At 76.1% G+C, this 20,691-nt stretch carries 15 protein-coding genes and 2 pseudogenes; 9 read left to right on the top strand and 8 right to left on the bottom strand.

What is annotated here, in order from left to right:
* Together KVT14_RS18175 and KVT14_RS18170 are read left to right on the top strand one after the other, a co-directional pair.
* Positions 1-687, top strand: a pseudogene (locus KVT14_RS18175) (GTP-binding protein HSR1); the annotation flags it as partial.
* A gap of 223 nt (positions 688-910) precedes the next feature.
* A complete protein-coding gene (locus tag KVT14_RS18170; RefSeq protein WP_217616948.1) occupies positions 911-1,447 on the top strand; it encodes a thioesterase family protein in 537 nt (178 codons plus the stop codon).
* Between the two features lie 221 nt (positions 1,448-1,668).
* Here the strand turns inward: KVT14_RS18170 and KVT14_RS18165 are convergent, their stop codons facing one another.
* Positions 1,669-3,285, bottom strand: a complete 1,617-nt coding sequence (locus tag KVT14_RS18165; protein WP_254631245.1) for an SDR family oxidoreductase — start codon at positions 3,283-3,285, stop codon at positions 1,669-1,671.
* A 179-nt stretch (positions 3,286-3,464) separates the two neighbouring features.
* On the opposite strand from KVT14_RS18165, the gene KVT14_RS18160 reads away from it, so the two are divergent.
* The gene (locus KVT14_RS18160) at positions 3,465-4,148 is read left to right on the top strand and encodes an O-methyltransferase (RefSeq protein ID WP_217616947.1); all 684 of its coding nucleotides are present in this window, start codon (positions 3,465-3,467) and stop codon (positions 4,146-4,148) included.
* Positions 4,149-4,153: 5 nt separating this feature from the next.
* Here KVT14_RS18160 and KVT14_RS18155 read toward each other — a convergent pair whose 3' ends face one another.
* From KVT14_RS18155 to KVT14_RS18145, 3 genes are all read right to left on the bottom strand, one after another.
* Positions 4,154-5,146, bottom strand: coding sequence for a DNA topoisomerase IB (locus tag KVT14_RS18155; RefSeq protein WP_308161153.1), 993 nt, complete (start codon positions 5,144-5,146; stop codon positions 4,154-4,156).
* A 90-nt stretch (positions 5,147-5,236) separates the two neighbouring features.
* Positions 5,237-6,130 (bottom strand): acyl-CoA thioesterase II, encoded by an 894-nt coding sequence (locus KVT14_RS18150; protein ID WP_217616945.1) that lies wholly within the window; start codon positions 6,128-6,130, stop codon positions 5,237-5,239.
* Between the two features lie 75 nt (positions 6,131-6,205).
* On the bottom strand, positions 6,206-6,706 hold the full coding sequence (locus KVT14_RS18145; RefSeq protein ID WP_217616944.1) for a globin: 501 nt from the start codon (positions 6,704-6,706) through the stop codon (positions 6,206-6,208).
* Between KVT14_RS18145 and KVT14_RS23015 the strand changes: the two genes are divergently transcribed.
* Positions 6,705-7,082, top strand: a complete 378-nt coding sequence (locus KVT14_RS23015; protein ID WP_147796168.1) for a glucose PTS transporter subunit EIIB — start codon at positions 6,705-6,707, stop codon at positions 7,080-7,082. The genes KVT14_RS18145 and KVT14_RS23015 overlap by 2 nt on opposite strands.
* 88 nt (positions 7,083-7,170) lie before the next feature.
* Here the strand turns inward: KVT14_RS23015 and KVT14_RS22650 are convergent, their stop codons facing one another.
* Positions 7,171-8,178: a mechanosensitive ion channel family protein gene (locus KVT14_RS22650; RefSeq protein ID WP_308161152.1), complete on the bottom strand. Its 1,008-nt coding sequence runs from the start codon at positions 8,176-8,178 to the stop codon at positions 7,171-7,173.
* A gap of 118 nt (positions 8,179-8,296) precedes the next feature.
* Positions 8,297-10,522, bottom strand: coding sequence for a prolyl oligopeptidase family protein (locus tag KVT14_RS18130; RefSeq protein ID WP_217616943.1), 2,226 nt, complete (start codon positions 10,520-10,522; stop codon positions 8,297-8,299).
* Between the two features lie 152 nt (positions 10,523-10,674).
* Between KVT14_RS18130 and malQ the strand changes: the two genes are divergently transcribed.
* Positions 10,675-12,828, top strand: a complete 2,154-nt coding sequence (malQ, locus tag KVT14_RS18125; RefSeq protein WP_308161151.1) for a 4-alpha-glucanotransferase — start codon at positions 10,675-10,677, stop codon at positions 12,826-12,828.
* A gap of 76 nt (positions 12,829-12,904) precedes the next feature.
* Positions 12,905-13,492 carry a toxin gene (locus tag KVT14_RS18120; protein WP_217616942.1) on the top strand — a complete coding sequence of 196 codons (588 nt, stop codon included), beginning with the start codon at positions 12,905-12,907 and terminating at the stop codon, positions 13,490-13,492.
* Positions 13,493-13,665: 173 nt separating this feature from the next.
* On the opposite strand, the gene pepN is transcribed toward KVT14_RS18120, so the two are convergent.
* Entirely contained in the window at positions 13,666-16,305 is a 2,640-nt protein-coding gene (gene pepN / locus KVT14_RS18115) for an aminopeptidase N (RefSeq protein WP_217616941.1), read from the bottom strand.
* A 237-nt stretch (positions 16,306-16,542) separates the two neighbouring features.
* On the opposite strand from pepN, the gene KVT14_RS18110 reads away from it, so the two are divergent.
* Both KVT14_RS18110 and KVT14_RS18105 read left to right on the top strand, forming a co-directional pair.
* A complete protein-coding gene (locus tag KVT14_RS18110) occupies positions 16,543-17,166 on the top strand; it encodes a DsbA family protein (RefSeq protein ID WP_308161150.1) in 624 nt (207 codons plus the stop codon).
* Between the two features lie 63 nt (positions 17,167-17,229).
* Positions 17,230-17,787: a hypothetical protein gene (locus tag KVT14_RS18105; RefSeq protein WP_217616940.1), complete on the top strand. Its 558-nt coding sequence runs from the start codon at positions 17,230-17,232 to the stop codon at positions 17,785-17,787.
* 67 nt (positions 17,788-17,854) lie between these two features.
* Here the strand turns inward: KVT14_RS18105 and KVT14_RS18100 are convergent, their stop codons facing one another.
* The gene (locus KVT14_RS18100; RefSeq protein ID WP_217616939.1) at positions 17,855-19,831 is read right to left on the bottom strand and encodes a M13 family metallopeptidase; all 1,977 of its coding nucleotides are present in this window, start codon (positions 19,829-19,831) and stop codon (positions 17,855-17,857) included.
* Positions 19,832-19,998: 167 nt separating this feature from the next.
* Here KVT14_RS18100 and KVT14_RS18095 point away from each other — a divergent pair.
* Positions 19,999-20,691 (top strand): annotated as a pseudogene (locus tag KVT14_RS18095) (MMPL family transporter); the annotation flags it as partial.

The raw sequence follows: 20,691 nt of genomic DNA, 5'->3' as shown, positions 1-20,691 counted from the left end.
GCCCGGCTCCGACCGGACCAGCTGCGGCGGCTGCACCTGGCGACGGGCGCGGGCGCGGGCCGCCGAGGTCGGGGCGCGCCCGCCGACGACTCCGTGCCGGGTGCGGTCGAGCGGACCTCGCTCCCGCCCGCGGGCCCCGCCGCCCGCGCCGCCGCGTCGTCGGCCGTGCGGCGGTACGTCGACGCCGCCACCGCGGACGTCCCGGACGCCTGGGCGCTCGCCGTCCGGGACGCGGTGGGCGTGGCCGACCTGGCCGACGACCTCGACCGGGCCGTCGGCGGCACGCCGCTCCTGCCCGACCGCCCGGGGGCGTGGGTGCGGTTCGCCGGGTGGCTGCAGTGGCTGCTGCTCGCGGCGGCGGTCGCGGGGGCGCTGTGGCTCGCGGCGCTCGCGGGGCTGGCGTACCTGCAGCTGCCGGTGCCGCGGACGCCGGAGTGGGGTCCGTTCCCGGCGCCGACCGTCCTGCTGGTCGGCGGGCTGCTCGCGGGCGCGCTGCTCGCGCTCCTGGCGTCCGGGCTCGCGCGCCTGCGTGCCCGGGGTCGGGCGCGCGCGGCGCGGGCGCGGCTGCTCGCGGCGGTGACGCGGGTCGCGCGCGAGCGGGTCGCCGACCCGGCTGCCGCGGTGCTGGGCGACCTGGCGGCGTGCCGGGAGCAGGCGCTCCGCGCGGCGGGCGACCGGGGGCGGTGACCGGGCGGGTCGGCGCTCGGAGGCCCGGCGCCGTGCCCGCACCCGCGCGGCGCTGCGGCGGACCGGGCCGTCGAGCCGGACGGAGTCCTGCCGGCGGACCCGGCGGCGTGCCGGGACCGGGTGCGGCCGACGCCACACGCGCGCCGCACCCACCCGCCCCGGCGGGAGGGGCAGGATGCTGGGGGCGCCACCCCGCGGCGCCGCACCGAGGAACGGGGGACGCATGGCCAGGCTCCGGGTGCCGGTCCAGCTGCGCTGGTCCGACATGGACGCGTACGGGCACGTGAACAACGTCGAGCTGCTGCGGCTGCTCGAGGAGGCGCGCATCGAGGCGTTCTGGGCGCACCCCGCGCCCGCCGACCCGCTGGGCGAGGGCGCCGCACCCGCGACCGGGCCCGCCGACCGGGAGACCTGGCCGACCGCCGTGCTCGACGCCGGGCCGGGTGCGCGCACCGCGACGCTGGTCGCCCGCCAGGAGGTCGAGTACCTGCGCCCGCTGGGCTACCGCCGCACGCCGGTCGTCGTCGACATGTGGATCGGCCACCTCGGCGGCGCGAGCATCGACGTCTGCTACGAGGTGCACGACGCGTCCCCGGACGACGCCGCCGCGGGCGCGCTCGGCCCGTACGCCCGCGCGGTCACGACGCTGGTGCTGGTCGACGCCGCGAGCGGGTCGCCCCGCCGGATCGGCGAGACCGAGCGCGCGGCCTGGCTGCCGTACGTCGAGGCTCCGCCGACCTTCCGCCGCCGCGGCCGCTGACCCCTCGCGCCAGCAGGCGGCGTCCGCTTCGGTGGCTCCCGCCGAGTTCGGTGCTCCTCGCCACCGACCTCGGCGAGAACCACCGACCTCGGCGACGCACCGCGCCGAGATAGGACCCGGGCGCCGAGGTAGGACCGCAGACGGTCCTGTCTCGGTGCCGCGGTCCTATCTCGGCGCAGAGGCGTGCGGGCGCGGGCGGGTCAGCGCGGGCGAGCGGCGGGTCAGCGCGGGAGGTCGCGGCGGGAGCGCTCCGCGGTCTCCGCCGCGCGGGCGATGTTGCGCTGCATCCCGCCGAACACCACGCCGTGGAACGGGTAGACCGACCACCAGTACAGCTGCCCCAGCAGGCCGTGCGGGTGGAACACGGCCCGCTGCGCGAACCGGGTGGGCGGCGTGGTCCAGCGGTCGGGCGACACGTCGGCCGGGCGGTCGTCGGCGTCGGTGGAGCCGGTCGCCGGGCGCGCGGGCTCGCCGCCCTCCGGCTCGACCCGCAGCTCCAGCCACGCCAGCCCGGGCAGCCGCATCTCGGCACGCAGCCGCAGCAGCCGGCCCGGCTGGACCTCCTCGACCCGCCAGAAGTCCACCGCGTCGTCGACGACGAGCCGCCGCGGGTCCCGCCGGCCGCGGCGCAGGCCCGGGCCGCCGACGACCCGGTCCATCAGCCCGCGCACCCGCCAGGCGAGCGACCACGAGTACCAGCCGCGCTCGCCCCCCACCGACTCCAGCACCCGCCACAGCGCCGCGGGGGAGGCGTCGACCTCGACGCTCCGGGCGTCCTCGTAGAGCGACCCGCCGGCCCAGTCCGGGTCGGACGGCAGCGGCTCGGAGGGCGCCCCGGGCACGCCCGCCGACGACCAGCGCGTCGTGACGTCGGCCTCGCGGATGCGGGCGAGGGCCAGCCGCAGCGCGCGAGGGAACGAGATCAGCCCCTCGGGCGGGTCCGGCACGTACTGAGCGATGTCGTGCTCGTCGCACACGACCTCGTGCACCAGCGACTCGACGAGCGGACGCGCGATCCCGGACGGCACCGGCGTGACCAGCCCGACCCAGTGGCTCGACAGCCGCGGCGTGAGCACGGGCACCTTGACGATGATCCGCCGCGGCAGCCCGGCGGCCTTCGCGTAGCCCTGCATCATGTCGCGGTAGGTCAGCACGTCCGGCCCGCCGATGTCGAACTCCCGGCTCACCTCCGGCGGCATCGACGCCGAGCCCACCAGGTAGCGGAGCACGTCGCGGACGGCGATCGGCTGGATCCGGTTGTCCAGCCACTTCGGCACGGTCATCGCGGGCAGCCGCTCGGTGAGGTACCGCATCATCTCGAACGACGCCGACCCCGAGCCGAGGATCACGGCCGCGCGCAGCACCGTCGTCGGCACGCCCGAGGCCAGCAGGATCTCGCCGACCTCCTTGCGCGACGCGAGGTGGGGGGACAGGTCCTCGGTGTCGGGGGACAGCCCGCCCAGGTAGACGATCCGGCCGACGCCCGCCTCGCGCGCGGCGGCGCCGAACACGAGCGCCGTGTGCCGGTCGCGCTGCTCGAACCGGCGGCCCGAGCCGAGCGAGTGGATCAGGTAGTAGGCGACGTCGGTGCCCTCGAGGGCCGCGCGGATCTGCTCGGGCTCGGCGGCGTCCGCCTGGGCCACCTCGACGGCGTCGTACCAGGGTCGGCCGCGCAGCCGCTCGGGGCGCCGGGCGATCGCGCGCACCCGGTAGCCGGCCGCCAGCAGCTCGGGCACGAGGCGGCCGCCGACGTAGCCGGTCACGCCGGTCACGGCGACGAGCGGGGCGTCGGGGCGCGGCCGGCCGTCGTCGCCGACGCCGGGGACGATCCCGGTCAGGGTGCGGGCGACCGGCTCGTGGAGCAGGTCGTCGGCGGTGGGCGCGTCCGCGCCCGGGCTGGTCACGGCGGGGTCCTGGGGCACGTCCGCAGTCTCCGACGCCCCCGCGCGACCCGCATCCCGGGGCCCGGGTGCTCCCACCCCGTCCGCGACGGTGGGCGCGGGTGCATGATCGGACCATGGGCGAGCACGGGTCGGGGGAGCAGGGCTGGGCCGCGGTGGACGCGTACCTGGTCGAGGAGCTGGTGCCGGAGAGCGCCGCGCTGGTCGCGGCGCGGGACGCCGGCCGCGCGGCCGGGCTGCCGGCCATCGAGGTCGCGCCGACGGAGGGCCGGCTGCTGTGGCTGCTGTGCCGGATCGCGGGTGCCCGCCGGGTGCTGGAGTTCGGCACGCTGGCCGGGTACAGCACGCTGTGGTTCGCCGACGCTGTCGGGCCGGACGGGCACGTGACGACGCTGGAGATCGACCCGGCGCACGCCGCGGTCGCCCGGGACAACTTCGTGGGGGCGGGCGTCGCGGACCGGGTGCGGCTGCTCGAGGGGCTGGCGGGCGAGTCGGTCGAGGGCCTGCTCGCGCAGGGCGAGGAGGCGTTCGACCTCGTCTTCATCGACGCCGACAAGCCCAGCAACGCGCGCTACCTCGACCTCGCCGTGCGGCTGTCCCACCCCGGCACGGTGATCGTGGTCGACAACGTGGTGCGCCGGGGCGAGGTGGCCGACGCGGCGTCCGAGGACCCGCGCGTCGTGGGGTCGCGGGAGGTGCTGCACGCGCTCGGCACGCACCCACGTCTGGACGCGACCGCCCTGCAGACGGTCGGCGCGAAGGGCTGGGACGGCTTCGCGCTGGCCCGCGTCCGGGACTGACGCCCTCAGGACAGCAGCGCCAGGGTCTCCTTCTCCGCGACCGCCTGGGAGCGCGTGGGCCGGATCGTGCTGCCGTGCGACCACAGCTCGACGACCCGCGGGTCGATGTACGACGCCCGGCACACCGCGGGGGTGTTGCCGAGCTCGTGGGACACCGCCTTGACGACCGTCGCCACGACCCGCCGCCGGCCCCGCTCGGACTTCGGCGCCGCGCCGGACGCCGCGAGCCCGCGCGCCGCGAGCACCGTCGCGTGCCAGGTGCGGAAGTCCTTCGGGCTGGCGTCGTCGCCGAGCCGGTGCTTCACGTCCGCCCCGACCTCGGCGCTGGTGATGTCGTGCCAGCCGTCGTCGTCGCGCCACGCCAGCAGCTCGGGCCCGCCGCCGCGCCGGCGCAGCAGCGTGCCGACGAGCTCCGCGACCTGCGCGTCCTCGACGACGACGTCCCGGATCTGCCCCGACTTGGCGGGGTAGTGGAACCGCACGGCGGTCTCGGCGCCGTCGTCGTCGGCCAGGACCTGGACGTGCTCGCGGCGGAGCGTCGCGAGGCCGTAGGAGCCGTTCCGCTGCGCGTAGCCCTCGCCGCCGGCCCGGAAGTACGCGAGGTCGAGCAGCCGGAACGCCAGGGCCAGCGCCTTCGCCCGGGGGAAGCCCGGCAGCGCGAGGTCGCGGCGCACCGACCGGCGCGCGGCCGGCAGCCGCCGGGCGACGTCGAGCACGTGGTCGTGCTTGAGGCGGTCGCGGCGGCGCCGCCACTGCTCGTGGTAGAGGTACTGCCGCCGCTGCGCGTCGTCGAGCCCGGCCGCCTGGATGTGCCCGTTGGCCCACGGGCTGATCCACACGTCCTGCCACGCCGGCGGGATGGCCAGCGCGAGGATCCGGTCCAGGTGCTCGACGTCGGTGATCCGCGTGACGCGGTCGACGTCGAGGTAGGAGAAGCCCTTCCCCGCACGTCGCCGGGTCCACCCCGGGGAGTCGATCCTGACCCGTCGCAGCCTCACCACCGGGACACTGTGCACCGGGGTGCGGGGCCTCGCCAGCGGAGCGCCTGAGCCGTCAGGGAGGGGCCGGGGCCCTAGCCCCCGCGCCCGTCAGGCGGCCGGGACCCGGACCATGCCCTCCTGCGCGATCGTCGCGACCAGCGCGCCCGACCGGTCGAACACCCGGGTGCTGCCGAGCCCGCGTCCGCCCTGGGCCGACGGGCTGTCCTGGTCGAACAGCAGCCAGTCGTCGACCCGGACGTCCCGGTGCCACCACATCGCGTGGTCGAGGCTCGCGACGGACAGGCCCGGCGTCAGCCAGGACAGCCCGGCGCGGCGGAGCACCGGCTCGAGCATGATCTGGTCGCACGCGAACGCGAGCAGCGCGCGGTGCAGCAGCTGGTCGTCCGGGAGGGCGCCCTTCGCGCGCATCCACACCCGCTGCCGGCCCTCGGGCGTCGGGGCCGGGCCCAGGTACAGCGAGCCGCCGACGTGCCGGACGTCGAACGCGCTCTCGTGCGTCCAGAACCGGGCGACCGGGTGGTCGAGGTGGCCCATGCGGTCCATCGCCGACTCGACGTCCTCGGGCGCCGGGACGTCCGGGGCGGGCTCGGTGTGCTCGACGCCGGGCTGGTCCTCCTGGAAGGACGCGATCATCGACAGGATCGGGTCGCCGTCCTGCGCCGCGTGCGTGCGCCGGGCGGAGAACGACCGGCCGTCGCGCAGCCGCTCGACGCCGAGCTCGATCGGCGTGCCGACCTCGCCCGCGCGCAGGAAGTACCCGTGCAGCGAGTGCGGGAGCCGGCCGTCGGGGACGGTGCGGCCGGCCGCGACCAGCGCCTGCGCGATGACCTGGCCGCCGAACACCCGGCCGCCGGGCTTCGGCAGGCTCGCCGCGGTGAAGGCGTCCGGGCCGGCGCCGGGGGCGACGTCGAGGACGGCCAGCAGCGCGGTGATGGGGTCGGGGGTGGAGGCGGGGGCGGTCGAGGGCGCGGCGTCGGTCACGCGGGCCAGCGTCTCACGACGGCCGGGCCCCGGACCGCGCCGCCGGTGCCGCCTGCGTGCCCGCGCGCCCCCGGCTCAGCGTCCGGCGGTGTTCACCAGCGAGTGCGCGGCCCGCTCCAGGTAGTCCCACAGCGTCGCCTCGTACAGCGGCGCGAGCCCGAGCGTGTCGACCGCCGCGCGCATGTGCCGCAGCCACCGGTCGCGCGCGTCGGGGTCGACGGCGAACGGCATGTGCCGCATCCGCAGCCGCGGGTGCCCGCGCTCCTCGGAGTAGGCGGTCGGCCCGCCCCAGTACTGCTCGAGGAACATCGTGAGGCGCCGCTTGGCCGGGCCGAGGTCCTCCTCGGGGTACATGGGCTTCAGGACCGGGTCGGTCGCGACGCCCTCGTAGAAGGCGTCGACGAGCCGGGTGAACGTCACGTGGCCGCCGACGGCCTCGTAGAACGACTCCCGGCGCCGGGCCTCGGAGCTGCCCTCGGGCGCCGGGGCGACCGGCGACGGCGCGGGCGCGGCGGCGCTCAGCGGGAGGGTCGGGCCGGCCGGGCGGGGCGCGGGGAGCGGCGGCTGCTCGGTCATGGCGACAGTCTCGCACCGCGCGCGGCGGGGTCCGGGCGTCGCACCCGGTCGCGGGCCGCCGCGCGGACTACGCTGGTGGTCAGGCGACCGCCCGCGCGGGTGGCCGCGGGGGCAGTCCGGCACGAACAGCACGACGGGGGTTCCATTGAGCAAGGCAGAGCAGATCCTGGTGGCCCTGGGCGGCGGCGGCAACGTCGTCGACCTGGAGCCCTGCATCACGCGCCTGCGCGTCGAGGTCACCGACCCGCAGCGCGTCGACGAGGACGCCCTCAAGGCGACCGGCGCGTTCGGCGTCGTGCGCTCCGGGCGCATCGTGCAGGTCATCGTCGGCCCCGAGGCCGACAACCTGGCCGCGGAGCTCGACGGCCTGCGCTGACGCAGGCCGCCCCGCGCACGACGACGGCCCCGGCCGCACCGACCCCGAGCGGGTCGGTGCGGCCGGGGCCGTCGCGTGTCCGGCGGACTCAGTCCGTCGTCGGGTCGTCCGTCGCCGAGACCCGCTCGCGGTGCGCCTCCAGCGCCTCGCGCTGCCCGGCCAGGGGGATGTCCGCGGCCTCCAGCGCCTCGCGGACCGCGGTGCGCAGCGCGCGGGCGACCGCCCACTGCCGCGCCGGGGCGGTGCGCTGCACGAGCTTCACGGTCACGGCGTCGAACGACAGGTCCTCGGCGGTGGTGACGGTGGCCGAGCCCTCCATCGACGGGCCGAGCGCCGGGTCCTCGGCGAGCCGCGCCGCCGCACCGACCAGCACGTCGCCCACCCGGTCGAGGTCGGCGAAGTAGTCGACCTTCACCTCGACCACGGCGTTCGCCCAGCCCTGGGTCTTGTTGCCCACCCGCAGCATGGACCCGTTCGGCACGTACCAGAGGGTGCCGTCGGCGTCGCGGATCTTGGTCACCCGCAGGCCGACCGACTCCACCGTGCCCTGCGCCGGGCCGACGTCGACCACGTCGCCCACGCCGTACTGGTCCTCCAGCAGCATGAACATGCCGGACAGGAAGTCCTTCACCAGGCTCTGCGCACCGAAGCCGAGCGCCACGCCGACGATGCCGGCCGACGCGATGAAGGGGGCGATGTTCACCCCGACCTGGTCGAGCACCGACAGCACGACGATCGTGCCGATGACGATGCCCGCCGTGGACCGCAGCACCGAGCCGATGGTGCGGGCGCGCTGGGTGCGCCGGGCGTTCGCGATCGGGTTGACCTTGCGCAGGGCGGCGGCCACCTCGGTGCCGCCGAGCGGCTTGGCGATGCCGCGCTGCAGCAGGGACGTGCCGTCGGCGATGTGCTCGGTGACGGCCTTGATGAGCCGGCGGACCAGCAGCAGCGCGACGACGCCGATGACGACGATGATCGCGATGCGCAGCCCGGGACCGAGCAGCCAGTCGACGAGCGCGTTGGCGTTGTCGGCGAGCTCGGCGCCCGGGTCGTCGCCCGCGGCGGCGAGCACGGAGGGGAGGGACGAGAAGATCACCGGTCCACGCTAGCGGGAGCGCGCCGCCGCCCGCCGCCCCGGCGCCGGGCCGCCCCCGGCCCCCGCACGCCGCCCGCACGGGACCCTCACACGGTCCCGCGCGGGGGCGCGCGCGGCGTCAGCGCCGGGCGGCCGCCAGGCCCGTGCGGTCCGCGACGAACTGCAGCTGCTCGACCGTCAGGGCGATCGTGCGGGACAGCGCCCGGCCGCCGTGCCCGACGCCCTTCTCGCGGCGCACCAGCACCGGCGCCTCGTCGAGCGGGGCGGAGGTGGCGGCCTGGAGCGCGGCCCCGAGCTTGCGGGCGTGCAGCGGGTCGACGCGGGTGTCGCCGTCGAAGATCGTGAACAGCGTCGCCGGGTACGCGGTGCCCTCGACCACCCGGTGGTACGGCGAGTACGACAGCAGCCAGTCGAGCTCGCGCGGGGTGTCCGCGTCGCCGTACTCGTCGCTCCACGTCGTCCCGAGCCCGAACCGCTGGTAGCGGACCATGTCGAGCAGCGGCGCCGAGCAGACGACCGCGGCGAACGTCTCCGGGTGCTGGGTGAGCGCGGCGCCGACCAGCAGGCCGCCGTTGGACCCGCCCCAGCACGCCAGCCGGTCGGTGGTGGTCCAGCCGTCGTCGACGAGCAGCCGCGCGACGGCGTGGAAGTCGTCGAACACGTGCTGCTTGTGGCAGCGGCGCCCGGCGCGGTGCCACTCCTCGCCCTCCTCGCCGCCGCCGCGCAGGTTGGCGACGACGTACACGCCGCCGGCCTCGACCCACGCGAGCGTGGTGGCGGAGTAGGCGGGGTCGAGCGAGATCTGGAAGCCGCCGTAGCCGTAGAGGATCGTCGGCGCGGGGGCCAGGGGCCGGCCGTCGGCGTCCAGCGCGTCCGCCCGGGCGACGACGAACGCGCGCACCTCGGTGCCGTCGGCGCTGGTCGCGACCAGACGCTGCACCCGGACGTCCGGCAGGTCGGCCACGGCCCCGGGCGGGGCGGCCCAGAGCGTCGTCGTGCCGGACTCCGCGTCGTACCGGTGCACCTCGGTGACCGTCGTGTGGTCGGTGTAGGAGAACCACACGTCGGGGCCGCCGTCGGGCCGGGTCACGAGCCCGCCGGTCGAGCCGAGCCCGGGCAGGTCGACCGTGCCCGCGGCGCCCGGGAGCCGCTCGCCGGTCGCCGGGTCGTGCACCGTGATCTCGCTGACCGCGTGCCGGCGCCACGCCGCGACCAGCCGCCGCGGGGTCGTGTCGTCGCCGCCGCCGTCGGTGAACGCGACGTCCTCGAGGACGGCCTCGGGGTCCTCCGCGAGCAGGGTCGTCCAGTGCGGGACGCCCGGGTCCTCGGGGTCGCCGACGGCGAGCCGGCCGCGGTCCGCGTCGAGGGTGGTGTGCACGTACAGCCGCCCGTCCCGGCCGACCCAGGCGGCGATCTCGGCGTCGTAGCCGACGGCGACCTCCCGGAACGCGGGCACCGCGCCCGGCTCGGTGGCGTGCAGGTCGGCGATCCACACGTCGGTGCGCGGCGCGGTGCCGGCCGACGCGGACACGATCAGCCACCGGCCGTCGCGGGACACCGAGACGCCATAGTAGTTGGTCAGGTCCAGGCCGTCGCCGAACACCTCGACGTCCTGCGCCGCATCGGTGCCGACCACGTGCCGCCACACCCGGCGGTGGTACTGCTTCTCGCCCTCGGGGAGCAGCTCGGGCGCGAGGCGGCGCACGTAGAAGAACGAGCCGCCGCCCGGCTCCCACGCGACGGGGGAGTACCGGGCGCGGTCGACCGGCCCGTCCACGAGCTCGCCCGTCGCGACGTCGAGCACGTGCAGCACGCTCTCCTCGGTGCCGCCGTGCGACACCTGGTAGGCGAGCAGGTCGCCCTCCTTGCTCGGCTGCCACGCGTCGAGCGTCGTCGTGCCGGCCGGGTCGAGCGCGACCGGGTCGACCAGGACCCGCTCGCGCTCGCGGCCGGGGGCGTCCGGGTCCGGCTCGGCCACGACGACCACGCCGTGCTCCTGGTCGCCGGTGCGGCGGGAGAAGAACCGGCGGTCGCCGCGCCAGGCGGGGGCGCCCACGAAGCCGGCGCCGAGCAGCGCGCGCAGCCGCTCCGTCAGCGGGCCGGTCGCGAGCGGACCCTCGGCGAGGGCGCCCGACGTGACCCCAGCGCGGTACGCGGCGTACAGGTCGTCCTGGGCGGTCGACCAGGCCTCGGTCGCGGCGTCGTCGGCGTCCTCCAGCCAGCGGTACGGGTCGGCGACGGCGCGGCCGTGCAGGTCCTCGACGAGGTCGAGCCGGCGGGCGGCGGGGTAGCCGGTGGGCGTGGCGGCGGCGTCGGCCGCGGCGGCGGCGTGCTCGGCGGTCATGCGCGCCACCCTACGGCCCGGGGCGACGGGTCCCCGGCGCGCGCTCGGGGCGGGTGCCGCGACCGCCCGCGCCCGCCCCGCACCCGCCCCGCACCCGCACCCACCAGCGCGGCTGCCCGGCGTGAGCGCCGCTGCTCTGGCAGGATCGGCGTGTGGCCGAGCACACAGCCCCCGAGTCCCTGCTGGACCTGGCGCGGGCGCACGGCGTCGCCACGGAGTTCCAGGAGTTCAACGGCGGGATGCGCGACGTCGCCCCCGCCACCCTGGTCGCCGTGCTGGGCGCGCTGGGCGTCGACGCCTCGACGCCCGAGCGCGTCGAGGTCGCGCTGCGGCACGCCGAGGACGTCCCCTGGCGCCGGGTGCTGCCGCCGGTCGTCGTCGTCCGGCAGTCCGACGACGTCCAGGTCCCGGTGCACGTGACGCACGGCGACCCCGTCCGCGCCTGGGTCGAGATCGACGGCGCCGAGGGCCGCGGCCGCCGCGCCGCCGGGGCCGTCAGCGAGCGGGTCGAGCTGGAGCAGGCCGACGTCGTGGTCGAGCCGCGCACCGTCGACGGCCGCGAGGTCGGGCGCGCGACGTTCGTCGTGCCCGCGGGCCTGCCGCTCGGCTGGCACCTCCTGCGCACGTCCGGACCGTCGGGCGAGGCGGCGAGCCCGCTGGCCGTGACGCCCGACCGGCTGGAGCTGCCCGCGGCGCTCGACGAGAAGCGCGCGTGGGGCCTCATGGTCCAGCTGTACTCGGTGCGCTCGCGGGCGTCCTGGGGCGCGGGCGACCTGCGCGACCTGGCCGACCTGGCGTGGCTGTCGGGCCACGAGGCGGGCGCGCAGTTCCTGCTCATCAACCCGCTGCACGCCGCCGAGCCGGTGCCACCGCTGACCCCGTCGCCTTACCTGCCGACCACCCGCCGGTTCGTGAACCCGCTGTACCTGCGCGTGGAGGACGTGCCCGAGACGGCGTACCTGTCGTCGGCCGACCGGGCGCTCGTCGAGTGGTCCGCCGAGCAGGCGCTCGCGCTCGACACCGACGACGGGCCGATCGACCGCGACGTCGTGTGGGCCGCCAAGAAGGCCGCGCTCGAGGTCGTGTTCGCCGCGCCGCGGTCGGCCGCCCGGCAGTCGGCGTTCGACGACTTCCGGCGCCGCGAGGGCCGCGGGCTCGAGGACTTCGCCCTGTGGTGCGCGCTCGCCGAGCAGCACGGCGCCCCGCCGTGGCCCGCCGACCTCCGCGACCCCGCCGCGCCCGGCGCCCTGCGCGCCCGCACCGAGCTCGCGGACCGGGTGCGGTTCTACTGCTGGCTGCAGTGGCTGTGCGACGAGCAGCTCGCGACCGCGCAGCGCACCGCCCACGAGGCCGGCATGTCGATCGGGGTCATGCACGACCTGGCGGTCGGGGTGCACCCCGACGGCTCGGACGCCTGGGCGCTCGGCTCGGTGCTGGCCCGCGGCGCGTCGGTCGGCGCCCCGCCGGACATGTACAACCAGCAGGGGCAGGACTGGTCGCAGCCGCCGTGGCACCCCGCCGAGCTGGAGCGGGTCGCCTACCGGCCGTACCGGGACATGCTGCGCACCGTGCTCCGGCACGCGGGCGCCGTCCGGATCGACCACATCATCGGGCTGTTCCGGCTGTGGTGGATCCCGCAGGGCAACAGCCCCGCGGAGGCGACCTACGTCCGGTACGACCACGACGCGATGATCGGCATCCTCGCGCTGGAGGCGCACCGCGCGGGCGCGGTCGTCATCGGCGAGGACCTCGGCAACGTCGAGCCCTGGGTCCGCGACTACCTGCTGGACCGCGGCGTGCTCGGCACCTCGATCCTGTGGTTCGAGAAGGACGCCGAGGGCCGGCCGCTGCCGCCCGAGGACTACCGCCGGCTCGCGCTGTCCTCGGTGACGACGCACGACCTGCCGCCCACGGCGGGCTACCTCGCCGAGGAGCACGTCGCGCTCCGCGAGCGGCTGGGCCTGCTGACGGAGCCGGTCGAGCAGGTGCGGCGCGCCGCGCGGGCCGAGCGCGAGGCGATGCTGACGGTGCTGCGCGAGCGCGGGCTGCTGGGCGACGACCCCTCCGAGCGCGAGGTCGTCGAGGCCCTGCACCGGTACGTGCTCCGGACGCCGAGCGTCCTCGTCGGGGTGTCGCTGGCCGACGCCGTGGGGGAGCGCCGGGCGCAGAACCAGCCCGGGACCGACCAGGAGTACCCGAACTGGCGGGTGCCGCTCGCCGACGGCGCCGGGCGGCTGGTGCTGCTCGACGACCTGTTCACCAACGCGCGGCTGCGGTCGCTCGCGGCGGTGCTGGCGGAGGGCTGAGGCCGAGCGGGTGCGGCGGGCCGCGGGACGACCGGTCGCGGCCGGGTGGCGCGGGGCCCCTCGCTAGGCTGCCCCGATGACCACCTGGCCCCCGCGGCGCGTGCGCGTCGTCGGCAACTCCGGCGCCGGCAAGACGACGTTCGCCCGCGCGCTCGCCCGGCACCTCGGCGTCCCGCACCGCGAGCTCGACGAGGTGTTCTGGGGCCCGGGCTGGGTGAAGAAGGACCCGGAGGTCGCGCGGGGCATCCTGCGCGAGTTCCTCGACGGTGCGCCCGGCGGGTGGGTGGTCGACGGCAACTGGAACGACGTCCGGCAGGGGCTCGCCGACGACGCGGACGCCGTCGTGTGGCTCGACTACCCGCGCCCGCTCGTCATGGCGCGGGTCGTCCGGCGGACGCTGGCGCGGGCGGTGCTGCGCCGGCCGATCTACCACGGCAACACCGAGTCGCTGGCGTCCCTGGTGCGCACCGACCCGGAGGAGAACATCGTGCTGTGGTCGTGGACCGAGCACGCGGCCTACCGGGAGCGGTACCGGCGCCTCGCGGCGACGGGGACGGTCCCGGTGGTGCGCCTGCGCACCCCGCGCGCGGCGCGCCGCTGGCTGGCGGCCCTCCCGGCGGCGGCGCCGGCGCCCGCCGAGCGCTCGCCGAGCCCGCCGAGATAGGCCCGCCGCGCCGAGTTCGGTGGCTGTCGCCGAGTTCGGTGCCTGCGGGCACCGAACTCGGCGGGGAGCACCGAACTCGCCGCGGCGCCGCCCGGGACGGCGACGCGCCCGGTGCCCGCCCCCCGCGAGCGAGGGTCGGGCACCGGGCGCGTCAGGCCGGGCCGGGGTGCGGGTCAGGCCTCGTGGTAGTGGCGGTCGGCCGCCTGGGCCGCGAGGAGCCGGCGCACGCCGTCACGGGCCTCGACCACGAGCCGGCGCAGCGCCGGGGCCGCGTCCGGGTGCGCGGCGAGCCACGCGTCCGTCGCCCCCGCCACGTCGACCGCGCCCTCGCCGGCGTCGTCTGCCAGCTCGGTCGGGTACAGGCCGGTCACGATGTTCTGCGCCATCTCGTTGGTCTTCTCGGACCACACGCGCTCGAGCCCGTCGAAGTACGGGGCCACGAACGGGCGGAGCAGCGTGCGGTCGTGCACGCGGCCGAACCCGCCGATGGTCGCGGCCTGCAGGGCGTTCGGCAGCGCGTCGGAGTCGACGACCGCGGCCCAGGCGGCGGCCTTGGCGTCGGCGGTCGGCAGCGCGGCGCGGGCGGCCGCGGCGGCGCGCTGGCCGGTCGCGGTCGGGTCCGCCGCGAGCTGCGCGTCGATCTCGGCCTCGCCCGCGCGGTCGCCGGCGACCAGCGAGGTCAGCAGCTCCCAGCGCAGGTCGGTGTCGATCGACAGGCCCTCCAGGCGGGTGCCGCCGTCCAGCAGCGCCGCGACGGCGTCCAGCTGCTCGGTGGTCGAGGCCCGGGCCGCGAACGCCTTGACGAGCTGCAGCTGGGTGTCGCTGCCGCCCTCGGCGTCGGTCGCGAGCGTCCACAGCGCGTCCGCGGCGGCGACCTCGGTGGCCGGGCGGTGCTCGGCGGCCACGTAGAGGTCGAGCGCGGTGTGCAGCTGCCGGAGCAGCACGAGCACGACGGAGGAGTCGGTCTCGTGCGCGATGTTGCCGAGCAGCAGGTCGACGTAGTCGCGCGCCGGGGTCTCGCCGTCGCGGGTCGCGTCCCAGACCGCCGCCCAGACGAGCGTGCGGGGGAGCGACTCGGTGAAGTGGCCGAGGTGCGCGATCGCGGTGGCGAGCGAGCGCTCGTCGAGCCGGACCTTGGCGTAGGCGAGGTCGTCGTCGTTGAGCAGCAGCAGGTCGGGTCGCTTCGTGCCGACGAGCTCGGGCACCTCGGTGCGCTCGCCGTCGACGTCGAGCTCGACGCGCACGGTGCGCTCCAGCCGGGTCTCGCCGGAGGCGTCCGCGACGACGTCGTAGCCGCCGACCACGAGGCGGTGCGGGCGCTGCACGGGGTGCGTCGCGGGCACCTCCTGGCGCACGGCCAGCGCGGTGATCCGCTCGACGCCGTCCTCGCCGACCTCGGACGCGATCTCCGGGCGCAGCAGGGTCACGCCGGACTGCTCCAGCCACAGCGCCGACCACGCGGACAGGTCGCGGCCGGAGGTGGCCTCGAGCTCGGTCAGCAGGTCGCGCAGCTCGGTGTTGCCCCAGGCGTGCTTGGCGAAGTACTGCCGGACGCCCGCGAAGAACTGCTCCTGGCCCACCCAGGCGACGAGCTGCTTGAGCACGCTCGCGCCCTTGGCGTAGGTGATGCCGTCGAAGTTGACCTCGACGTCCTCCAGGTCGCGGATGTCCGCGGCGATCGGGTGCGTGGACGGCAGCTGGTCCTGGCGGTAGGCCCAGCCCTTCTCCAGCGAGGAGAACGTGGTCCAGGCCGTCGTCCAGCGGGTCGCCTCGGCGGTCGCCAGGGTGGATGCGTACTCGGCGAACGACTCGTTCAGCCACAGGTCGTCCCACCAGCGCATGGTGACGAGGTCGCCGAACCACATGTGCGCGAGCTCGTGCAGGATCGTCACCGCGCGGCGCTCGACCGTGGCCTCCGGCACCTTGGACCGGAACACGTACGACTCGAGGAACGTGACCGCGCCGGCGTTCTCCATCGCGCCCGCGTTGAACTCCGGCACGAACAGCTGGTCGTACTTGGCGAACGGGTACGGGAAGTCGAACTGCTCCTCGTAGAACGCGAAGCCGGCGCGCGTGATGTCGAGGATGTTGTCGGTGTCGAGGTGCTGCGCGAGCGAGCCGCGGCAGTAGACGCCGAGCGGGATGGTGCGGCCGTCGCGGGAGGTGAGCTCGCCGTGCTCGTGGTGGTACGGGCCGGCGACGACGGCGGTGATGTAGGACGCGATGCGCGGCGTCGGCTCGAACGTCCAGGTGGCCGTGCCCTCGTCGCGGCCGCCGTTGCGGTTCGTGCCGCCCTCGACGGGGACGGGCTCGCCGACGGCGGGGGAGTTCGACACGACCACCCAGTGCGCGGGCGCGGTCACCGTGAACGCGAAGGTCGCCTTGAGGTCGGGCTGCTCGAACACGGCGAACACGCGCCGGGAGTCGGCGACCTCGAACTGCGAGTACAGGTACACCTCGTCGTCGACCGGGTCGACGAACCGGTGCAGGCCCTCGCCGGTGTTCATGTAGGCGGCGTCGGCGACGACGACCACCTCGTTCTGCTCGGCCAGGCCGTCGAGGCGGATGCGCGAGTCGGCGACGACGTCGGCGGGGTCCAGCTCGGTCCCGTTGAGCACGACGCGGTGCACGGCGGGGGCGATGAGGTCGAGGAACGTGCCGGCGCCGGCCTCGCGGGCGGTGAACCGGACGGTCGTCGTCGAGGTGAACGTCACCGGCCCCGTCGTCAGGTCGAGCGCCACGTCGTAGGACTGGACGTCGACCAGGGCGGCCCGGGTCCGGGCCTCGTCGCGGGTCAGGTTCTCTGCGGGCACGCGGGGTCTCCTCGTGGAACGTCGGTCGCAGGTCTGCGGTGGTCAGGCTGGCTGACCGTCGCCGCATCATTCCACCAACCGGCGGGTGCGTGCGTCCGCGACGCCGGCCGCCGGCGCCGCCCCCACGTGACACGGCCCCCCGGTTCCGGGGCATGATGGCGGACGGCGCGGTCGACCCGACGGCGCCCGCGTCCGCGCGCACGCACCCCGACGTCGACAGCCCGAGGAGCCCTCCCAGTGACCGACACGACCGCGCCCGACCGCGACACCGCCGACTTCTGGTTCGACCCCGCGTGCCCCTGGGCGTGGATGACGTCGCGCTGGATGACCGAGGTGCAGCGGGTCCGCGACGTGGACGTGCGCTGGCACGTGATGAGCCTGTCCGTGCTCAACGAGGGCCGGGACCTGCCCGACGAGTACCGCGAGCTGATGGACGACTCCTGGGCCGCCGTGCGCGTGCTCACCGCCGCCAAGGAGCTGTACGGCGCCGAGCACCTCAAGCCGCTGTACGACGCGCTCGGCACCCGCCGGCACCCGGGCGGCCGCAAGGACACCTGGGCGATCATCCGCGAGTCGCTCGACGAGGTCGGCCTGCCGCAGTCCCTGCGGGCGTACGGCGACACCGACGAGTTCGACGAGCAGCTGCGCGCCTCGCACGCCGAGGCGATCGCGCTGGTCGGCGACGAGGTCGGCACCCCGGTCGTGGCGGTCAACGGCACCGCGTTCTTCGGCCCCGTGATGACGCCGGCGCCGAAGGGCGAGGAGGCCGGCCGCCTGTGGGACGGCTTCGTGCTGATCACCGGCGTCCCCGGCTTCTACGAGCTCAAGCGCACCCGCACCAAGGGCCCCGTCTTCGACTGAGCGCCGGCGCGCGCACCCGCCTCCCGGGGCGCGCCGCACCCGCCCCACCCCCGGAGGTAGCAGATGGCAGCCCTCGCGAACCTGAGCCGCGGCGTCAAGATCTTCCTGGCCGTCGACGTCGTGCTGGTCCTCGCCCTGGTCGTCGCGGCGATCGTCGTGCTCGGCGGCGGCTCCGACGACGGCGGTGCGACCGCGAGCCCTTCGGCTCCCGCCTCGCAGGCCGCGTCCGGCGCCGCGACGGACGGCGCCACGTCCGGTGCGACCAGCGACGTCGCGACGTCGTTCGCGTCCCCGACGGGGAACATCGCGTGCACCATGTCGCCCGACGGCGTGACCTGCACGATCGCGAACATCCAGTACCAGGTGCCGGCGTCGGAGGGTTGCACCGGCACGACCGGCCACACCGTGGTGCTGAACGAGGCCGACGGCGTCACCACGCCGTGCGTCGAGGGCCCGGCGCCGGCGCCGGCGTCGGCGGACACCCCGGTGCTCGAGTACGGGCAGACGCAGACCGTCGGGCCGTACACCTGCACGAGCGGGTCGAACGGCATGTCCTGCGTGGTCGACGAGACGGGGACCGGGTTCCGGGTCGCGACGGCGGCGCTGACGACGCTGCCCTGACGGCGGACCGCCCCGCCACGCGCCGCGGCGCCCGCCCCCGGCCGGGGACGGGCGCCGCGGTCGTGCGTCACCAGATGCGCACGCGCTCCTCGGGCGCGAGGTACAGCCCGTCGCCCTCCTGCACGTCGAACGCCGTGTAGTACTCGTCGACGTTGCGCACGACCGCGTTGCAGCGGACCTCGTCGGGGGAGTGCGGGTCGACCGCGAGCCGCCGGATGACCTCCTCGTCGCGGCCCTTGGCCCGCCACACCTGCGCCCAGCCGAGCAGCACCCGCTGCACGCCGGTGAGGCCGTCGACCTCGGGCGCCTCGTCGAGCGACGTGCCGAGCGCGATCCGGTAGGCCTTGAGCGCGATCGACAGGCCGCCCAGGTCGCCGATGTTCTCGCCGATGGTGAGCGCGCCGTTCACGTGGTGCGAGCCGTTCAGCTGCGCGGGGGAGAACCCGTTGTACTGCTCGATGAGCGCCGACGTGCGCTTCTCGAACTCCGCGCGGTCCTGCTCGGTCCACCAGTCCTCGAGCCGGCCCTGGCCGTCGTACTTGGAGCCCTGGTCGTCGAAGCCGTGGCCGATCTCGTGCCCGATGACCGCGCCGATGCCGCCGTAGTTCACGGCGTCGTCCGCGTCGGCGTCGAAGAACGGCGGCTGCAGGATCGCGGCGGGGAACACGATCTCGTTCATGCCGGGGTTGTAGTAGGCGTTGACGGTCTGCGGGGTCATGAACCACTCGTCGCGGTCGATCGGCTTCCCGATCTTGTTCAGCTCGAAGTCCTGCTCGAACGCGGACGCGCGGCGGACGTTGCCCACCAGGTCGTCGGCGCGGACCTCGAGGCCGGAGTAGTCGCGCCACTTGACCGGGTAGCCGATCTTCGGCGTGAACGCGTCGAGCTTGGCGAGCGCCTTGGCCTTGGTGTCCTCGCCCATCCAGTCGAGCGCGGTGATGGACTCGCGGTACGCCTCGACCAGGTGGCCGACGAGCACCTCCATGCGCTCCTTGTGCGCCGGCGGGAAGTGCCGGGCGACGTAGACCTCGCCGACGGCCTCGCCCAGCACGCCCTGGACGAGCGACACGCCGCGCTTCCAGCGGTCGCGGAGCTCCTGGGCGCCGGTCAGCGTCCGGCCGTGGAAGTCGAAGTTCGCCTCGACCAGCTCGGACGACAGGTACGGGGCCCGCGCGGTGATCGCGTGGTACGCCAGCCAGGCCTGCCAGTCCTCGACGGGCTCCGACGCCCACAGGCCGGCGAACGCGGTGGCGAACGACGGCTCGCGCACCACGAGCTCGTCCAGCGAGCCCTGCGGGGCGCCGAGCGCGCGGGACCACGCCTCCCAGTCGAAGCCCGGCGCGGTGGTCGCCAGCGCCGCGAGCGTCGTCGGGTTGTAGGTGAGGTCGGCGTCGCGGTCCTTCACGACGTCCCAGTGGCCGGCGGCGATCTTCGCCTCCAGCGCGACGACCCGGCCCGCGGCCTCGTCCGCCGCCGCCTCGTCCGCGGACCAGCCGCCGAGCCGCAGCATCCGCGCGACGTGCGGGCGGTAGGCGGCCAGCACGGACGCGTACTGCTCGTCGCGGTAGTACGACTCGTCGGGGAGGCCCAGGCCCGACTGGTAGAGGTAGACGACGTACCGCTCGGGGTCCTTGGCGTCGTTGTCGACCCAGAACCCGGTGCCCGCCGCGGCGCCCGTCCGCTGCAGGGCGCCGAGCACGTCGGTGAGGTCCTGGCGCGTCGCGGCCGCGGCGATCGCGGACAGGTCGGGGCGCAGCGGCTCGGTGCCGGCCGCCTCGACCGCGTCGACGTCCATGAACGACGCGTACAGCGCGCCGATCTGCGCCTGCACGCCCGTGGCGTCGGCGGCCTCGCCGGCCTCGACGATGATGTCCCGGACCTGCTCCTCGGCCTGGTCGTGCAGCGCCCGGAACGAGCCGTCCATCGCCCGGTCGGCGGGGATCACGTGCTCGGCGGCCCAGCGGCCGTTGACGTGCGCGTACAGGTCGTCCTGGGGGCGGACGGCCGGGTCGAGGGCCGAGGTGTCGATGCCGCTGCGGGTCATGGTCGAGGAGGGTCCCTTCCGGTCGGGCCGGCGCGCGGCCGCGCACCGGGAGCCAGCCTAGGTCGCGGGGCCGACGCGGCGCTGCCCGCGACCCCGGCTGGTATCCCTGAGGGGCCGACGGGGGGACGTCGGCGGCGCGGCACTCCCTCGCGAGGCAGGAGCGGGCGATGTCCTGGAGGCTGTACCGGCTCGGGCGCCTGGCGTTCCGGCACCGCGTCGCGACCCTGCTCACCTGGCTCGGCGTCCTGGTGGTCGTCGGGGGGACGGCGGCGCTCGCGGGCGGGACGCTGCAGGACTCGTTCGTCATCCCGGGCACGGAGTCGCAGCAGGGCCTCGACGTGCTGGACCAGCGGTTCCCGCAGGCCGCCGGCGCGACGGCGCAGGTCGTCTACGAGGCCGACGCGGGGACGACGGTGGACGACGCCGGCGCGGCCGCCGCGATCGAGCAGGTGGTGGCCGCGGTCGGGCAGGTCGGCCACGTCGTCCAGGTGACCGACCCGCTCGCGTCGGACGCCCCGGCCGGCGCCGTCTCGGACGACCGGCGGTACGCGCAGTCCCAGGTCCAGCTCGACGCGGAGCTGACCGCGCTGCCCGACGACCTCACGACGCAGCTCGAGACCGCCGCGGCGGTCCCGGCCGGCGCGCCCGTCACGGTGCACCTCGGCGGGCAGGTCTACACCGAGACCGGCGTGGCCATCGGGGTCACCGAGCTGCTGGGCGTGGGCGTCGCGGTGCTGGTGCTGGCGGTGACCTTCTATTCGCTGCTGGTCGCCGGGAGGCCGTTGGTCACCACGCTGCTCGGTGTTGAAACGGCGCTCGCCGACATCCTCGACTCGTCAGCGGCCGCCACCATCAGCTGT

Source organism: Cellulomonas sp. GbtcB1, assembly GCF_019091725.1.
In the GTDB taxonomy this organism is placed as follows: domain Bacteria; phylum Actinomycetota; class Actinomycetes; order Actinomycetales; family Cellulomonadaceae; genus Cellulomonas.
Note: the sequence above shows the minus strand (reverse complement) of the source record. Positions and strands in the feature narration are given on the sequence as shown.

Coding starts and splice junctions, on each gene's coding strand:
- KVT14_RS18100 (WP_217616939.1), bottom strand. CDS start 19,831: ATGACCCGCAGCGGCATCGACACCTCGGCCCTCGACCCGGCCGTCCGC.
- KVT14_RS18130 (WP_217616943.1), bottom strand. CDS start 10,522: ATGACCGCCGAGCACGCCGCCGCCGCGGCCGACGCCGCCGCCACGCCC.
- KVT14_RS18120 (WP_217616942.1), top strand. CDS start 12,905: ATGACCACCTGGCCCCCGCGGCGCGTGCGCGTCGTCGGCAACTCCGGC.
- KVT14_RS18160 (WP_217616947.1), top strand. CDS start 3,465: ATGGGCGAGCACGGGTCGGGGGAGCAGGGCTGGGCCGCGGTGGACGCG.
- KVT14_RS18145 (WP_217616944.1), bottom strand. CDS start 6,706: ATGACCGAGCAGCCGCCGCTCCCCGCGCCCCGCCCGGCCGGCCCGACC.
- KVT14_RS18170 (WP_217616948.1), top strand. CDS start 911: ATGGCCAGGCTCCGGGTGCCGGTCCAGCTGCGCTGGTCCGACATGGAC.
- KVT14_RS23015 (WP_147796168.1), top strand. CDS start 6,705: ATGGCGACAGTCTCGCACCGCGCGCGGCGGGGTCCGGGCGTCGCACCC.
- KVT14_RS18105 (WP_217616940.1), top strand. CDS start 17,230: ATGGCAGCCCTCGCGAACCTGAGCCGCGGCGTCAAGATCTTCCTGGCC.